The 15,469-nt window shown below is 53.3% G+C and carries 15 protein-coding genes; all 15 read right to left on the bottom strand.

What is annotated here, in order from left to right; translation table 11 throughout:
* Positions 1-137: 137 nt before the first annotated feature.
* Positions 138-1,967: a glutamine--fructose-6-phosphate transaminase (isomerizing) gene (gene glmS, locus Q7C21_RS11185; RefSeq protein WP_039658675.1), complete on the bottom strand. Its 1,830-nt coding sequence runs from the start codon at positions 1,965-1,967 to the stop codon at positions 138-140.
* 154 nt (positions 1,968-2,121) lie between these two features.
* Complete coding sequence (gene glmU / locus Q7C21_RS11180; RefSeq protein WP_039658676.1) at positions 2,122-3,492, bottom strand: bifunctional UDP-N-acetylglucosamine diphosphorylase/glucosamine-1-phosphate N-acetyltransferase GlmU; 1,371 nt, start codon at positions 3,490-3,492, stop codon at positions 2,122-2,124.
* A 160-nt stretch (positions 3,493-3,652) separates the two neighbouring features.
* A complete protein-coding gene (locus Q7C21_RS11175; RefSeq protein ID WP_008926374.1) occupies positions 3,653-4,072 on the bottom strand; it encodes a F0F1 ATP synthase subunit epsilon in 420 nt (139 codons plus the stop codon).
* Between the two features lie 24 nt (positions 4,073-4,096).
* Complete coding sequence (gene atpD / locus Q7C21_RS11170; RefSeq protein ID WP_008926373.1) at positions 4,097-5,494, bottom strand: F0F1 ATP synthase subunit beta; 1,398 nt, start codon at positions 5,492-5,494, stop codon at positions 4,097-4,099.
* Positions 5,495-5,524: 30 nt separating this feature from the next.
* A complete protein-coding gene (atpG, locus tag Q7C21_RS11165; RefSeq protein ID WP_003849534.1) occupies positions 5,525-6,391 on the bottom strand; it encodes a F0F1 ATP synthase subunit gamma in 867 nt (288 codons plus the stop codon).
* Positions 6,392-6,443: 52 nt separating this feature from the next.
* The gene (gene atpA, locus Q7C21_RS11160) at positions 6,444-7,985 is read right to left on the bottom strand and encodes a F0F1 ATP synthase subunit alpha (RefSeq protein ID WP_003849532.1); all 1,542 of its coding nucleotides are present in this window, start codon (positions 7,983-7,985) and stop codon (positions 6,444-6,446) included.
* Between the two features lie 14 nt (positions 7,986-7,999).
* Positions 8,000-8,533 carry a F0F1 ATP synthase subunit delta gene (gene atpH / locus Q7C21_RS11155; RefSeq protein WP_003849530.1) on the bottom strand — a complete coding sequence of 178 codons (534 nt, stop codon included), beginning with the start codon at positions 8,531-8,533 and terminating at the stop codon, positions 8,000-8,002.
* A gap of 14 nt (positions 8,534-8,547) precedes the next feature.
* Positions 8,548-9,018, bottom strand: a complete 471-nt coding sequence (atpF, locus tag Q7C21_RS11150) for a F0F1 ATP synthase subunit B (RefSeq protein ID WP_003849528.1) — start codon at positions 9,016-9,018, stop codon at positions 8,548-8,550.
* A 107-nt stretch (positions 9,019-9,125) separates the two neighbouring features.
* The gene (gene atpE / locus Q7C21_RS11145) at positions 9,126-9,365 is read right to left on the bottom strand and encodes a F0F1 ATP synthase subunit C (RefSeq protein ID WP_003849523.1); all 240 of its coding nucleotides are present in this window, start codon (positions 9,363-9,365) and stop codon (positions 9,126-9,128) included.
* A 105-nt stretch (positions 9,366-9,470) separates the two neighbouring features.
* Positions 9,471-10,289, bottom strand: a complete 819-nt coding sequence (atpB, locus tag Q7C21_RS11140; protein ID WP_003849506.1) for a F0F1 ATP synthase subunit A — start codon at positions 10,287-10,289, stop codon at positions 9,471-9,473.
* An 8-nt stretch (positions 10,290-10,297) separates the two neighbouring features.
* Positions 10,298-10,678, bottom strand: a complete 381-nt coding sequence (gene atpI / locus Q7C21_RS11135) for a F0F1 ATP synthase subunit I (RefSeq protein ID WP_003849503.1) — start codon at positions 10,676-10,678, stop codon at positions 10,298-10,300.
* A 690-nt stretch (positions 10,679-11,368) separates the two neighbouring features.
* Positions 11,369-11,986: a 16S rRNA (guanine(527)-N(7))-methyltransferase RsmG gene (gene rsmG / locus Q7C21_RS11130; RefSeq protein WP_003849501.1), complete on the bottom strand. Its 618-nt coding sequence runs from the start codon at positions 11,984-11,986 to the stop codon at positions 11,369-11,371.
* Between the two features lie 47 nt (positions 11,987-12,033).
* Positions 12,034-13,923 carry a tRNA uridine-5-carboxymethylaminomethyl(34) synthesis enzyme MnmG gene (mnmG, locus tag Q7C21_RS11125; RefSeq protein WP_003849500.1) on the bottom strand — a complete coding sequence of 630 codons (1,890 nt, stop codon included), beginning with the start codon at positions 13,921-13,923 and terminating at the stop codon, positions 12,034-12,036.
* A 432-nt stretch (positions 13,924-14,355) separates the two neighbouring features.
* Complete coding sequence (gene mioC, locus Q7C21_RS11120; RefSeq protein ID WP_003849498.1) at positions 14,356-14,796, bottom strand: FMN-binding protein MioC; 441 nt, start codon at positions 14,794-14,796, stop codon at positions 14,356-14,358.
* A gap of 154 nt (positions 14,797-14,950) precedes the next feature.
* Positions 14,951-15,412 carry a transcriptional regulator AsnC gene (asnC, locus tag Q7C21_RS11115; protein WP_003849496.1) on the bottom strand — a complete coding sequence of 154 codons (462 nt, stop codon included), beginning with the start codon at positions 15,410-15,412 and terminating at the stop codon, positions 14,951-14,953.
* Positions 15,413-15,469: the final 57 nt, after the last annotated feature.

The raw sequence follows: 15,469 nt of genomic DNA, 5'->3' as shown, positions 1-15,469 counted from the left end.
TGGGGCCGTTTTAGTAAGAGTCTGTGATTGCTGCAGGAGGGAAAATAGGACAGTTTGATGACAGTGAAATGTACGAAATATGACAGTTATATGACAGAGAGCCGGAATGAAGTGGGCCCGCGACGGGGCCCACCAGGTTATTCCACGGTAACCGATTTTGCCAGGTTACGTGGCTGATCGACGTCGGTCCCTTTGATCAGGGCAACGTGATAGGAAAGTAACTGCAACGGCACGGTGTAGAAGATGGGGGCAATCACCTCTTCAACGTGCGGTAACGGAATAATCTTCATGCCGTCACTGTCGCTGAAGCCCGCATCCTGATCCGCAAACACATAGAGCAGGCCGCCGCGAGCGCGTACCTCTTCGATGTTGGATTTGAGCTTCTCCAGCAGTTCATTGTTAGGTGCCACCACGATCACCGGCATGTCCGCATCAATCAGCGCCAGCGGGCCATGTTTCAGCTCGCCTGCCGCGTAGGCTTCCGCATGAATGTAGGAGATCTCCTTGAGCTTCAGCGCCCCTTCCATGGCAATCGGGTATTGATCGCCACGCCCCAGGAACAGCGCGTGATGCTTGTCAGAGAAGCCTTCTGCCAGATTCTCAATCAGCTTATCCTGCGCCAGCATCTGCTCAATCCGGTTCGGCAATGCCTGCAGTGCATGAACGATCTCATGCTCAGTCTCGGCAGACATGCCTTTCAGACGGCCCAGTTTCGCCACCAGCATCAGCAGCACCGCTAACTGGGTAGTGAATGCTTTGGTGGAGGCGACGCCAATTTCGGTGCCCGCTTTGGTCATCAGCGCCAGGTCAGATTCCCGCACCAGTGACGAACCGGCTACGTTACAGACCGCCAGTGACCCCAGGTAGCCCAGCTCTTTAGAGAGACGCAGTGCTGCCAGGGTATCTGCCGTTTCACCCGACTGCGACAGGGTGATCAGCAGGCTGTTTTTGCGCACCGCTGACTTGCGATAGCGGAACTCAGAAGCGATCTCCACATCACAGGGCAGGTTAGCCAGCGACTCAAACCAGTAGCGTGACACCATGCCAGAGTTGTAGGAGGTGCCACAGGCGATAATCTGGATATGCTCTACCTGGCTCAGCAGCGCTTCTGCGCCCGCGCCCAGTTCGCTGAGATCAACCTGACCCTGGCTGAACCGACCGCTCAGGGTGCTTTTCAGCGCCATCGGCTGTTCGTAGATCTCTTTCTGCATGTAGTGACGGTAAATACCTTTGTCACCGGCATCATATTGCAGATTAGATTCGATCTCGGCACGCGTCACGGTGTTGCCTTCGCGGTCAATAATCGTGACATCACGACGACTGATCTCGGCGATATCACCCTCTTCCAGATAGATAAAGCGGCGGGTCACTGGCAGCAGGGCCAGCTGATCCGAAGCGATAAAGTTTTCACCCATCCCACGACCAATAACCAGCGGGCTGCCGGAACGGGCCGCCACCAGCAGTGAGGGATCGCGGCTGTCCATGATCACCATGCCATAGGCACCGCGCAGCTGTGGAATCACACGCAACACCACTTCGCGCAGTGAACCGCCCTGCTTCTGCTCCCAGTGAACCAGATGCGCCACCACTTCGGTGTCGGTTTCAGAGGCAAAGACGTAGCCGCGCGCGATCAGCTCAGCGCGCAGCGGCTCATGGTTTTCAATGATGCCGTTGTGCACAATGATAATGTGCTCTGAGATGTGCGGATGCGCATTCGCTTCCGACGGCTCGCCATGGGTTGCCCAGCGCGTGTGCGCGATGCCGGTGCCACCAATCAGCGGCTGCTGTTCAGCGGCTTCTGCCAGCTTCTGCACTTTCCCTAAACGTCTCAGGCGCGTGACGTGCCCCTGACGATCGACCACGGCCAGACCGGCCGAATCATATCCGCGATACTCAAGACGACGCAGACCTTCCAGCAGAATTTCTGCGATATCGCGTTGTGCTACTGCACCAACAATTCCACACATAATGATGTTTTCCTGACTACATGGCTTTTCGCCACTTCTGTTGTCATGCGACCTGATATCCGGCTTTGCCGGTTCCCCGAGCCTTGTAGAGAGTGGGGATTATAGTTTTGGCACTGCACTGCATCGGCCCGCATAAAGCGGGCCGTTAAAAAATTTATTTTTTCTTCACCGGACGCTGCCAGTCCGCTTTGTGATTCTGCTCTTTGCGGTTGTAAACCAGACCAGCCTGAGGCACATCCCTCATAACGGTAGTACCTGCCGCGATGGTGGTGCCTGGCGCGACATTGACTGGTGCCACCAGCTGCGTATCCGAGCCGACAAACACGTCATCGCCAATCACAGTTTTAAATTTATTCGCGCCATCGTAGTTACAGGTGATCGTGCCTGCACCAATATTCACGTTGTCGCCAATCTCTGCATCACCCAGGTAGGAGAGGTGACCCGCTTTCGAACCCTTACCCAGACGCGCTTTCTTCATTTCGACGAAGTTACCCACGTGGGCGGCCTGCGCCAGCTCGCTGCCAGGACGCAGACGGGCAAAAGGCCCAACGGTACAGGCGGTGGCGAGATTAGCATCCTCGATCACCGTATAGGGGCTGATTTCACAGTCATCGCCAATCACGCTGTTTTTGATAATGCAGCCCGCGCCAATTTTGACGCGCGAGCCCAGCGTGACCTGGCCTTCAATAATGACGTTGGTGTCGATTTCAACATCCCGTCCATGGGTCAGCGTTCCACGCAGATCAAAACGGGCCGGATCGCGCAGCATTACGCCGGCCAGCAGCAGTTTTTCCGCCTGTTCAGCCTGGTAAGTGCGTTCTAATGTCGCCAGCTGCAGCCGGTTATTGACACCATCCGTTTCACTGATGCGTGCCGGATGGACCGCGTTGATCACCCGGCCTTCCTGATGCGCCAGCGCGATAATATCGGTGATGTAATACTCACCCTGCGCATTATTGTTAGTGAGCTGCGCCAGCCAGCGTTTTAAGTCGCCCCCGTTGGCGATCAGAATGCCGGTGTTGATCTCTTTAATAGTGAGCTGCGCCGGGCTGGCATCTTTCTGTTCGATAATGCCGGTAATGGTGTCGTTTTCACGCACAATGCGGCCATAGCCGGTAGGGTCATCCAGTACCACGGTGAGTAAGCCGATGCCGCCCTGCGGTTTTGCTTCGCGAAGACGCTGCAATGTCGCCTGCGTGATCAGCGGCACGTCGCCATAGAGCATCATGATATCTTCATCATCTGCAAAAGCAGGGGCAGCCTGCTGCATAGCATGGCCGGTGCCGAGCTGCTCGGCCTGCAGCACCCAGTTAAGCGTGCTGTCAGTGAGGGTCGCTTTCAGGCGATCGCCGCCATGACCATAAACCAGATGCACATGCTGTGCGCCCAGCCCTTTGGCGGCATCAATGACGTGCTGAACCATCGGTTTGCCTGCCAGCGTATGCAGAACTTTAGGCAGATCGGAATACATACGGGTGCCCTTGCCAGCTGCAAGGATCACCACACTCATCGCACTGTTAGACATAACTATCCTGAGTGAATTTTTACGGGTGAAAGTAAAACGGTTTGAGGTTGAGATTACTACATTTTTCTCAGGCCGAAATTAGGCGGACAGGCAGATCGGGCGCCGCAGGCAAAAAAAATGCCAGCCCGAGGGCTGGCATTTCGTGACGCATAAAGCTGGATTACATCGCTTTTTTGGTCAGTTCGATCACGCGCAGTTTAGCAATGGCTTTCGCCAGCTCGGCAGAGGCCTGAGCATAGTCCACGTCACCATGGCTGCTGTTCATGTGCTCTTCTGCTTTGCGTTTTGCTTCCAGCGCGCGCGCTTCGTCCAGATCGGTACCGCGAATCGCGGTATCGGCCAGAACGGTGCTGCTGCCTGGTTGCACTTCCAGCACGCCGCCAGAGAGGTAGATATACTCCTCTTCGCCGTGCTGTTTCACGATACGGATCATTCCAGGCTTAATGGCAGTCAGCAGCGGCGCATGGCCAGGGAAAATCCCCAGTTCACCTTCGCTACCTGACACCTGAATCTTCTGTACCAGACCAGAGAACAACTGCTCCTCTGCGCTGACCACATCCAGGTGATAAGTCATAGCCATAATCTTCCTCCCGGGAAACCGTTATTACAGTTTCTTCGCTTTTTCCACGGCTTCTTCGATGGCGCCAACCATGTAGAAGGCCTGCTCTGGCAGGTGGTCAAACTCACCTTCCATGATGCCTTTAAAGCCACGGATAGTGTCTTTCAGCGTAACGTATTTACCCGGTGAACCGGTGAATACTTCCGCAACGAAGAACGGCTGAGACAGGAAGCGCTGAATCTTACGCGCACGTGCCACCAGCAGTTTGTCTTCTTCAGACAGCTCATCCATACCGAGGATGGCGATGATGTCTTTCAGTTCCTGATAACGCTGCAGCAGTGACTGAACGCCACGCGCAACATCATAGTGTTCCTGACCAACAACCAGCGGATCCAGCTGACGGCTGGTAGAGTCCAGTGGGTCAACGGCCGGGTAGATACCCAGAGATGCGATCTGACGGCTCAGCGTTACCGTTGAGTCTAAGTGCGCAAAGGTGGTTGCTGGTGACGGGTCAGTCAGGTCATCCGCAGGGACGTAAACGGCCTGTACGGAAGTGATTGAACCGGTCTTGGTGGAGGTAATACGCTCCTGCAACACACCCATCTCTTCTGCCAGCGTTGGCTGGTAACCTACCGCAGATGGCATACGACCCAGCAGTGCAGAGACTTCTGTACCGGCCAGGGTATAACGGTAGATGTTATCGATGAACAGCAGAACGTCGCGGCCTTCATCACGGAATTTTTCCGCCATGGTCAGACCGGTCAGGGCTACGCGCAGACGGTTACCCGGCGGCTCGTTCATCTGGCCATAGACCAGAGCAACTTTGTCGATAACGTTTGAGTCAGTCATTTCGTGGTAGAAGTCGTTACCCTCACGAGTACGCTCACCCACACCAGCAAACACTGAGTAACCTGAGTGTTCAGCTGCGATGTTACGGATCAGTTCCATCATGTTGACGGTTTTACCTACACCCGCACCACCGAACAGACCCACTTTACCGCCTTTGGCAAACGGACACATCAGGTCGATAACCTTGATGCCGGTTTCCAGCAGTTCCTGCGAGTTAGACTGATCTTCATAAGAAGGCGCTGCGCGGTGAATAGAGGCGATCTCTACTGCGCTGCCATCTTCTTCTTTCAGCTCGCCTTTCATATCGATTGGCTCGCCGAGAACGTTCATGATACGGCCCAGAGTCGCTTTACCGACCGGTACCTGAATCGGTTTCTGCAGGTCGTTGACGTTCAGACCACGCTTCAGGCCGTCAGACGTACCCATTGCGATGGTACGTACTACGCCGCCGCCCAGCTGCTGCTGTACTTCCAGCACCAGACGCGCATCACCATTCATAACCTCGAGGGCGCTGTACACTTGCGGTACCGCGTCCTGAGGGAATTCGACGTCAACAACGGCGCCGATAATCTGGACAATCTTTCCAGTTGCCATCTTGAATCCTCTACCTAATTCCAAACCTGGTTAAACCGCGGAGGCCCCCGAGACGATCTCGGTAAGTTCCTGGGTGATGCTGGCCTGACGAGCTTTGTTGTAAACCAACTGCAGCTCTTTGATCAGATTTCCGCCGTTATCGGTTGCGGCTTTCATCGCTACCATACGTGCGGCCTGCTCACTGGCCAGATTTTCCACCACACCCTGATAAACCTGCGATTCGACATAACGACGCAGCAGGGTATCCAGCAGCGCTTTCGGATCGGGTTCGTACAGGTAATCCCAGGTCTTCGCCTTCATCTCTTCTTCACCTTCCGCTGGCGCTAACGGCAGCAGTTGGGTGATGGTCGGAGTCTGAGACATGGTGTTATTGAACTTGTTACTGACGATCATCAGTTTGTCGATGCGGCCTTCATCATACGCCTGCAACATCACTTTTACCGGGCCAATCAGATCAGACAGGGCAGGTTTATCGCCCATGCCGCTGACTTGCGCCACGATGTTGCCACCTACTGCACTGAAGAATGACGCCCCTTTTGAACCGATAATCGACAGATCGCTCTGCACGCCTTTATCGGACCAGGACTTCATATCCGCCAGTAATTTTTTGAACAGGTTAATGTTCAAACCACCACAAAGCCCGCGGTCTGTAGAAACGACCAGGTAGCCGACGCGCTTCACGTCGCGCTGTTCCAGGTAAGGGTGCTTGTATTCCAGATTACCCAACGCAAGGTGACCAATCACTTTGCGCATGGTGTCTGCATACGGACGGCTGGCCGCCATGCGTTCCTGCGTTTTACGCATCTTGGAGGCGGCGACCATTTCCATCGCTTTGGTGATCTTCTGCGTGTTTTTCACGCTTCCAATCTTGCTTCGTATCTCTTTTGCGCCGGCCATTAGCTTCTCCTCAAAGCCTTGCGGCCTGCCTTTTCAGACAAGCCGCCAGACATTACCAGGACTGGGTTGCTTTAAACGTATCGATCAGGCCTTTCAGCTTCGCTTCGATATCGTTGTTAAAGTTACCCGACTGGTTGATTTCAGCCATCAGCTCAGCGTGGTCGCGATCGGCGAAGGCCAGCAGCGCAGCTTCGAAGCTGCCAATTTTTGCCAGTTCAACGTCGTTCAGGTAGCCACGCTCTGCAGCGAACAGAACCAGACCCTGCTGCGCGACAGACATCGGCGCATACTGTTTCTGCTTCAGCAGCTCGGTCACTTTCTGACCATGGCTCAGCTGTTTGCGGGTTGCATCGTCCAGATCAGAGGCGAACTGCGAGAACGCCGCCAGTTCACGATACTGTGCCAGCGCGGTACGGATACCACCGGACAGTTTCTTGATGATCTTGGTCTGTGCAGCACCACCTACGCGGGATACCGAAATACCTGGGTTAACAGCCGGACGAATACCGGAGTTGAACAGGTTCGATTCCAGGAAGATCTGACCATCAGTAATCGAGATTACGTTGGTCGGAACGAACGCAGAAACGTCGCCCGCCTGGGTTTCGATGATCGGCAGCGCGGTCAGTGAACCGGTTTTACCTGTCACTGCGCCATTAGTGAAACGCTCAACATAATCAGCGCTTACGCGTGATGCACGTTCCAGCAGACGAGAGTGGAGATAGAACACGTCGCCAGGGAATGCTTCACGGCCTGGTGGACGGCGCAGCAGCAGAGAGATTTGACGGTAAGCGATAGCCTGCTTGGAGAGGTCATCGTATACGATCAGCGCATCTTCACCGCGGTCACGGAAGTATTCGCCCATCGCACAACCTGCGTACGGAGAGAGATACTGCAGTGCAGCGGATTCAGAAGCAGACGCCACAACAACGATGGTGTTCTGCAGTGCGCCATGCTCTTCCAGCTTACGAACCACGTTAGAGATGGTTGAGGCTTTCTGACCAATCGCAACATAGACACACTTGATGCCTGAGTCACGCTGGTTGATGATCGCATCGATCGCCATCGCGGTTTTACCGGTCTGACGGTCACCGATGATCAGCTCACGCTGGCCACGGCCGATTGGAATCATCGCATCGACCGACTTATAACCGGTCTGAACCGGCTGGTCGACTGACTGACGATCGATAACGCCAGGTGCAATCACTTCGACCGGTGAGAAACCGTCGTTGTCGATTGCGCCTTTACCGTCGATAGGTGCACCCAGGGTGTTCACGACGCGGCCCAGCAGGCCACGGCCTACCGGTACTTCAAGAATACGGCCAGTACACTTAACCTTCATGCCTTCGGCGAGGTCAGCGTACGGACCCATCACCACTGCACCAACCGAGTCACGCTCGAGGTTCAGGGCGATAGCGTAACGGTTACCCGGCAGGGCAATCATCTCACCCTGCATGACATCGGCCAGGCCGTGTACGCGGATGATACCGTCACTTACAGAAACAATCGTACCTTCGTTGTGAGCTTCACTCACGACATTGAACTGAGCAATGCGCTGCTTGATCAGTTCGCTGATTTCGGTGGAATTCAGTTGCATATGCTCCAGTCCCCTTAAGACTGCAAGACGTCAGCCAGACGGTCAAGACGGCCGCGTACGCTGCCATCAATAACCAGATCACCCGAACGGATGATCACGCCTGCCATCACAGACTTATCAATTTTGCAATTCAGCTTAACTTTGCGTGACAGACGTTTTTCCATCGCGGCGCTGATTTTATTCAGCTGGTCGTCACTCAGCGTACTGGCGGAAATAACATCGACTTCAGCGGTGGCTTCATGAGCGTCACGCAGTTCGATATACTGAGCCAGTACAGCCGGAAGCGCTGTCAAACGTCCGTTTTCCGCCATCACCTTAATCAGGTTCTGTGCGGGTTCATCCAGTTGATCACCACAGACTGCGTTAAACGACGCTGCCAGCGCTTCAGGGGCTAATGCACCTGAGAGAAGATCAGCCATCTGTTCATTGCGAGCCACTTCTGCGGCAAACGCCAGCATCTGTTGCCAGCGTTCTATACTTTGATGCTCAACAGCAAAGTCAAAAGCTGCTTTGGCGTAGGGGCGAGCTACAGTAATCAGATCAGACATCAGCCCCTCCCTCCTTACAGTTCAGCGACCAGTTTATCAACGATGTCGCTGTTAGCAGCTTCATCCACGGAGCGTTCGATGATCTTCTCGGCGCCAGCCATAGCCAGCAACGCAACCTGCTTACGCAGTTCTTCACGTGCACGTTTACGCTCGGCGTCAATTTCAGCCTGCGCTTGTGTCACGATGCGATTACGTTCGTTTTCAGCTTCGGTTTTGGCTTCATCCAGAATCTGCGCGCGACGCTTGTTCGCTTGCTCGATAATGACCTGAGCGTCTTCTTTGGCTTTTTTCAGCTGGTCGGTCGCATTAGCCTGCGCGAGATCCAAATCTTTCTTGGCACGTTCAGCAGAAGCAAGGCCTTCAGCAATTTCTTTCTGGCGCTTTTCGATAGCAGCCATCAGCGGCGGCCATACGTACTTCATGCAGAACGCGACAAACAGGATGAACGCGATAGCCTGGCCGAGGATTGTTGCATTAATGTTCACAGCACAATGCCTCTAGATTGAGTATTTAACTTTTCTGCCGTTATCAACGTGATAAGCGGCAGAATCCGTTCACCCTTGCACATTGTGCGCTGAGTGAACACAGGGCTTTAGGCGACAGCAAACATCACGTACAGACCCAGACCAACAGCGATCATCGGGATTGCATCCACCAGACCCATTACAACAAAGAACTGCGTACGCAGCAGAGGAATCAGGTCAGGCTGACGAGCAGCGCCTTCCAGGAATTTTCCTCCGAGGATGCCGATACCGATCGCAGCACCGATTGCCGCCAGGCCCATCATCACAGCGGCAGCCATGTACAGCAGATCCATATTCAGGTTTTCCATGACAGTCTCCAGTTTGTTTCAGTTAAATGCTCCCTTAATCTTCCGGGCCTCAGCGTGGTGCGCTGCCACCCGGAATCAAGCGGGAAAGTAGTGTTGAGAAAAAAATCAATGCTCTTCAGATGCCATCGACAGATAGACGATCGTGAGGACCATGAAAATGAAAGCCTGTAGCGAAATGATCAGGATGTGGAAAATGGCCCACGGCACATTCAGCACCCACTGCGACCACCACGGCAACAGACCGGCAATAAGGATAAAGATCAGTTCACCCGCATACATGTTACCGAACAGTCGTAAACCCAGTGATACAGGCTTAGACAGAAGGCTCACACCTTCCAGAATCAGGTTGATCGGGATGAAGATCGGGTGGTTAAAAGGCTGCAGCGTCAGCTCTTTCGTGAAGCCGCCAATGCCTTTCATTTTGATGCTGTAGAACAGAATCAAAATAAATACGCCCAACGCCATAGATAGCGTGATGTTCACGTCTGCAGACGGTACGACGCGCAGCGCCGGTAACCCCAACACATGCTCACCAATATATGGCAGCAGGTCGATTGGCAGCAGATCCATGAAGTTCATCAGGAAGACCCAGACAAAAATTGTCAGAGCCAGCGGGGCGATAAGTTTGCTCTTACCGTGATACATGTCGCGCACGTTACTATCAACGAAACCGACAACCAGTTCGATAGCCGCCTGCATTTTCCCTGGCACACCGCTGGTGGCAGACTTCGCCACGCTACGGAACAACACCAGGAAGATGATTCCCAGCACCATAGAGAAAAACATGGAATCGATATTTAATACCCAGAACGTCGCGGGAGCGTCGTGCGGATTCACTAACTCGAAGGTACGCAGGTCCAACTGAAGATGTGTCAGGTGGTGACCAATGTACTCTTGCGGAGTAGAGATTTCTCCTGCAGCCATGATGCCTCTTACCCTTTGTTGTTAATTACCGCCGGTGCCAGAATATGTACCACCAGCACCGATAACCAGGTTATTCCGACCGGCCAGAAGACCGCGCCGAACAGACCCAACGCCACAATGAGCAAAATGATGGTCGCAAACACTTTAGCTATTTCACCTAAAGCGAAGCTCCACGCGACTCGCCCCGAAGTGGGGGATTGCCCCTGCAGGCGCCAGGCTAAAAACAAAAACATTACGTTTGGCAGCCAGGCTGCCGCTCCACCCGCAAGAGCAGAGACACCCCAGGTGACATCTTTAACAGTAAAGAGTGCGCCGATGATGACTATCGTCACCAGCTGAATCATCAGCACCGTTCGGGCGAATTTTAAACTGTAAAGAGACACTGACATGACGCTGATACTCTCCTGCCCCGTTAGGGGTATGTCGCGTGTCGTATAAGACTGCCTTTGCGCAGTTGAGTCAAGCAGCAAAAGCCGTGCAAATTATACGGGCCGCACCTGCGATTTCAATCGGTAAGTAGCGAAAAGGTGAACAATTATTTAAATTTCTTTCCGGAGGGCTATTTTTCCAAAGATTACCCTGCGGAGATTCGCACTAATCTGACTGAAATTTCACGCGCAACTTGCTTTTAAAGCGTGCTTTAGATCACATAATAAGCACTCACACTACACTGAGTTTTATCTTCAACCTATTTAAGAACAATCTGTAAAACAGATTAATCCTTAAAAATCATTGTCTTGAAATTATAAAATTGCGTGTGCAAGTCTATTTTCATCAAAAACACGCTATTGACATCGAAGTATGCTTAAGAAACGTGAAATTGATATTACGCACGCAAAGTTATTACCGCGATATATTTTCTGGCGTGACTACTTTTATTCCGCGGCCCACCTATACAAGTGATATTTCTGATAATTAAATGTGAACCAATCGTTAAATGTAACAGAGCTTTTCGGATAATTTCCGTCGCTGTTTTTAACCTTCATTCCGCCAGGGCTTAAACAAAATCTTTTATCGATAGCGCATTATCTGCACTTTTTTCATCAGAACCCTGATAAAAGCCCCTGCTAACTGAAGGGCTACTGATGACGAATGATGACCAGATGACGGTCACCTTCCAGCTGCGGCACCTGCAGCTTAATGACGTCATCAGAAACATAGCCAGCCGGTAATTCCGCAATTTCATCGTCCGGACGCACGCCTTTAAGCGCGAAGAAGCGCCCTTCCCTTCCTGGCAGGTGATGACACCAGTTCACCATATCGGTCAGTGACGCAAATGCACGGCTGATAACGCCATCAAAAGGCGGCTCAGCCGGGAACGCTTCAACCCGACTCTGGACCGGAGTAATGTTAGTGAGTCCTAACTCATGCTGAACCTGACGCAGAAAGCGCACCCGTTTGCCCAGACTGTCGAGCAGCGTAAAGTGCGCATCAGGCATTACGATAGCCAGCGGAATACCCGGCAGTCCGGGACCGGTTCCCACATCAATAAAACGTGAGCCTTTCAGATGCGGTGCCACCACGATGCTATCGAGGATATGACGGACCAGCATCTGCTCAGGATCGCGCACAGATGTCAGATTGTAGGCTTTGTTCCACTTATCCAGCAGGCCGACATAGGCAACCAGCTGCTGTTTTTGTTGATCGGAGAGGGAAATACTGGCTGCCTTTAGCAGCGATGTGAGTGTGTTGATCACAACATAATTCCATTCAGCGGGGGCGTGTCGCCACGCCCCGTTTCAGATCAGGCGCTTTTACGCAGCAGACCCTGTTTTTTCAGATAAATAAGCAGAATTGAGATCGCCGCCGGTGTTATGCCGGAGATACGTGTCGCCTGACCAATTGACACGGGTTTGTGATCGTTCAGTTTGGCGATCACCTCATTCGACAGCCCGTTCACATGGCGGTAGTCGAGCTCCACTGGCAACAGTGTGTTCTCATTACGCAGCTGGCGATCAATCTCTTCCTGCTGACGCGCAATATAACCTTCATATTTGACCTGAATCTCAACCTGCTCAGCGGCCTGCTCATCAGCCAGAGCCGGACCAAAGGCATCCAGTGTCATCAGCTTCAGATAGGTCAGCTCAGGACGGCGCAGCAGATCTTCACCGCTGGCTTCTTTGGTCAGCGGCGCGCTGAGAACCGTGTTCACTTCGGTCACGTGCTCAGACTTTGGATGAACCCAGATATCCCGCAGACGCTGACGCTCCTGTTCAATCGCTTCCAGCTTCTCGTTGAAACGCGCCCAGCGCGCATCATCCACCAGACCCAGTTCACGGCCGGTTTCGGTCAGACGCAGATCGGCGTTGTCTTCGCGCAGCATCAGACGGTATTCAGCACGGGAGGTAAACATCCGGTACGGCTCTTTAGTGCCAAGCGTGCAGAGATCGTCAACCAGTACGCCCAGATAAGCCTGATCGCGACGCGGTGCCCAGCCCTCTTTGTCAGCAGACTGACGAGCCGCGTTCAGACCCGCCAGCATCCCCTGCGCTGCCGCTTCTTCGTAACCGGTCGTGCCGTTGATCTGTCCGGCAAAGAACAGGCCATGAATAAACTTGCTCTCCAGCGTCGGTTTTAGATCGCGCGGATCGAAGAAGTCATACTCAATGGCATACCCCGGACGCACGATCTTTGCATTCTCCATGCCCTGCATCGATCGGACGATCTGAATTTGTACATCAAACGGCAGACTGGTTGAGATACCGTTCGGGTAGATCTCATTACTGGTCAGCCCTTCCGGCTCCAGGAAGATCTGATGCGAGTTACGATCGGCAAAACGCATAACTTTGTCTTCGATCGACGGGCAGTAGCGTGGGCCGATTCCCTCGATGATCCCGGCATACATCGGGCTGCGATCCAGGTTATTGCGGATCACTTCATGGGTTTTCTCATTGGTGTGCGTGATCCAGCAAGGCACCTGCTGTGGATGCTGAGACGCATTGCCCATGAACGAGAACACCGGCATGGGGTCATCGCCATGCTGCGGGCTAAGCACTGAAAAATCGATGGTGCGCGCATCGATACGCGGTGGCGTACCGGTCTTGAGGCGGTTTACCCGCAGCGGCAGCGCACGCAGTCGTTTTGCCAGCGGAATGGACGGGGGATCGCCAGCGCGACCGCCACTGTAATTGTCCAGACCGATATGAATTTTGCCATCAAGGAAAGTACCGACGGTGAGGACCACCGTTTTGGCACGGAACTTCAGTCCCATTTGCGTGACGGCACCGACCACACGATCGTTTTCCACGATGAGATCGTCAACCGCCTGCTGGAAGATCATCAGATTAGGCTGGTTCTCCAGTGCCGTTCGCACCGCCTGCCGATAGAGCACGCGGTCAGCCTGAGCACGGGTCGCCCGTACCGCCGGGCCTTTGCTGGCGTTTAGTATCCTAAACTGGATACCGGCCTGGTCAATTGCGCTGGCCATCAGACCACCCAGGGCATCCACTTCCTTCACCAGATGTCCTTTGCCAATACCACCAATCGCCGGGTTACAGGACATTTGTCCAAGCGTATCAATGTTATGGGTGAGTAACAGGGTTTGCTGACCCATTCGGGCTGCCGCCATTGCGGCTTCGGTGCCCGCATGACCACCACCAATTACGATGACGTCAAAAGGATCCTGATAAAACATGAAGTGGTACCTCGGTTGATGAACTTGCAGGATCGTCGTCCTGGGGCGTGGATTCTACTCAAATTCCGTCTGGGGTGAAAGCCGCGGGATCGTCCGGTTTTAAAAGAAAGGATCTTAGATCTGTATATGATCTTTCTGTTAGATCTCTTATTAGGATCCCGCTTTTCTGTGGATATGTGTCAGAAGCACCTCAGAAACAACAGGATAGAGAGGATCACTACCTGTGAGTGATCGGTGATCCTGATCCGTATAAGCTGGGATCAAAATGGACTGTTATCCACAGCTCAAAAATCGTTCTCCCGTTGTTATCTGGATAACTACCGGTTATACGCAACAAAACAGGGTAGTTATCCACAAAATAAAAGGAGGGAAAAGGATAAAATCAGCATCTTCCACTGGGGATCGTGACTATTTCGCGATCCCCAGCCCCCTTCAGATCGCGTTTTTCCAGCTTTCCAGCCAGGCTTCTGCGGGATCTTCAGGAATCTCATGCTCCAGCACGTCGATCTCAAGGCGATCGCCGATCTGACGGGCACCCTGAGCAATTAACAGCGCTGTAATCTGGCGGATCGCGCCACAAAAGAGATCATATTCATGATTGCCGAGTCCGACAGCACCAAACCGCACCTGCGAGAGATCGGGTTTGCTTTCCGTGATGGCCTCGAACAGGGGCAGAAGGTTGTCAGGAATATCGCCAGCACCGTGGGTTGAGCAGACCACCAGCCAGATACCCTCGTGCGGCACCTCATCCAGCGCCGGACCATGCAGCATCTGGGTTGAGAAGCCCGCTTCCTGTAATTTTTCTTCGAGATGTTCAGCCACATACTCTGCGCTACCCAGAGTACTGCCACTGATTAAGGTAATATCGGCCATCTTGCTCTCCCGGACATTAAGGCGAGCATTGTACGCTGTGATCAAGCGGTGATCCACCTGTGGACAACAGGGTTAATAGATCAGAAGAAGCGAATGCAGCTGTTGTCAGCCGCCACATTCGTCAGGGATAAGATTATGCACAAGGAAAAGAGGATCAGGGCTTGATGGTGCGCATGATCGGGTTTTGCAGGGAGATCAGCGTTTCTGTGGACTGAATTTCATCGATGGTCTGGATCTTATTGATCAGGACCTGCTGCAGGGCGTCAATTGAGCGGCACATCACTTTAATAAAAATGCTGTAGTGGCCGGTGGTGTACCAGGCTTCAACCACTTCATCCAGCGCATCCAGTTTGCTCAGCGCCGCCGGATAGTCACGCGCACTCTTAAGGATAATGCCAATAAAGCAGCAGACATCAAACCCCAGCTGGCGCGGATCGATATCAACCCGTGTTCCCAGGATGATGCCCGCCTGCTTCATTTTTTCCACACGCACATGAATGGTGCCCGGGCTGACATTAAACTGTTTTGCCAGCTCGGCGTAAGCGGTGCGCGCATTATCCAGCAGGGCATTCAGAATGCCGCGATCCAGGTTATCGAGCTGCAGATGTTCGGCCATGGCCATCCTCGTTATGGGTCTGCTTGAGTAAACAACGGTGAATGTGCAGCAAAATAA

It is taken from the genome of Pantoea sp. ANP04 (genome assembly GCF_041982285.1).
Taxonomy (GTDB): domain Bacteria; phylum Pseudomonadota; class Gammaproteobacteria; order Enterobacterales; family Enterobacteriaceae; genus Pantoea; species Pantoea eucalypti.
Note: the sequence above shows the minus strand (reverse complement) of the source record. Positions and strands in the feature narration are given on the sequence as shown.

Coding starts and splice junctions, on each gene's coding strand:
- atpA (WP_003849532.1), bottom strand. CDS start 7,985: ATGCAACTGAATTCCACCGAAATCAGCGAACTGATCAAGCAGCGCATT.
- glmU (WP_039658676.1), bottom strand. CDS start 3,492: ATGTCTAACAGTGCGATGAGTGTGGTGATCCTTGCAGCTGGCAAGGGC.
- atpD (WP_008926373.1), bottom strand. CDS start 5,494: ATGGCAACTGGAAAGATTGTCCAGATTATCGGCGCCGTTGTTGACGTC.
- atpB (WP_003849506.1), bottom strand. CDS start 10,289: ATGGCTGCAGGAGAAATCTCTACTCCGCAAGAGTACATTGGTCACCAC.
- mioC (WP_003849498.1), bottom strand. CDS start 14,796: ATGGCCGATATTACCTTAATCAGTGGCAGTACTCTGGGTAGCGCAGAG.
- atpI (WP_003849503.1), bottom strand. CDS start 10,678: ATGTCAGTGTCTCTTTACAGTTTAAAATTCGCCCGAACGGTGCTGATG.
- asnC (WP_003849496.1), bottom strand. CDS start 15,412: ATGGCCGAACATCTGCAGCTCGATAACCTGGATCGCGGCATTCTGAAT.
- atpG (WP_003849534.1), bottom strand. CDS start 6,391: ATGGCCGGCGCAAAAGAGATACGAAGCAAGATTGGAAGCGTGAAAAAC.
- mnmG (WP_003849500.1), bottom strand. CDS start 13,923: ATGTTTTATCAGGATCCTTTTGACGTCATCGTAATTGGTGGTGGTCAT.
- atpE (WP_003849523.1), bottom strand. CDS start 9,365: ATGGAAAACCTGAATATGGATCTGCTGTACATGGCTGCCGCTGTGATG.
- Q7C21_RS11175 (WP_008926374.1), bottom strand. CDS start 4,072: ATGGCTATGACTTATCACCTGGATGTGGTCAGCGCAGAGGAGCAGTTG.
- glmS (WP_039658675.1), bottom strand. CDS start 1,967: ATGTGTGGAATTGTTGGTGCAGTAGCACAACGCGATATCGCAGAAATT.
- atpH (WP_003849530.1), bottom strand. CDS start 8,533: ATGTCTGATCTGATTACTGTAGCTCGCCCCTACGCCAAAGCAGCTTTT.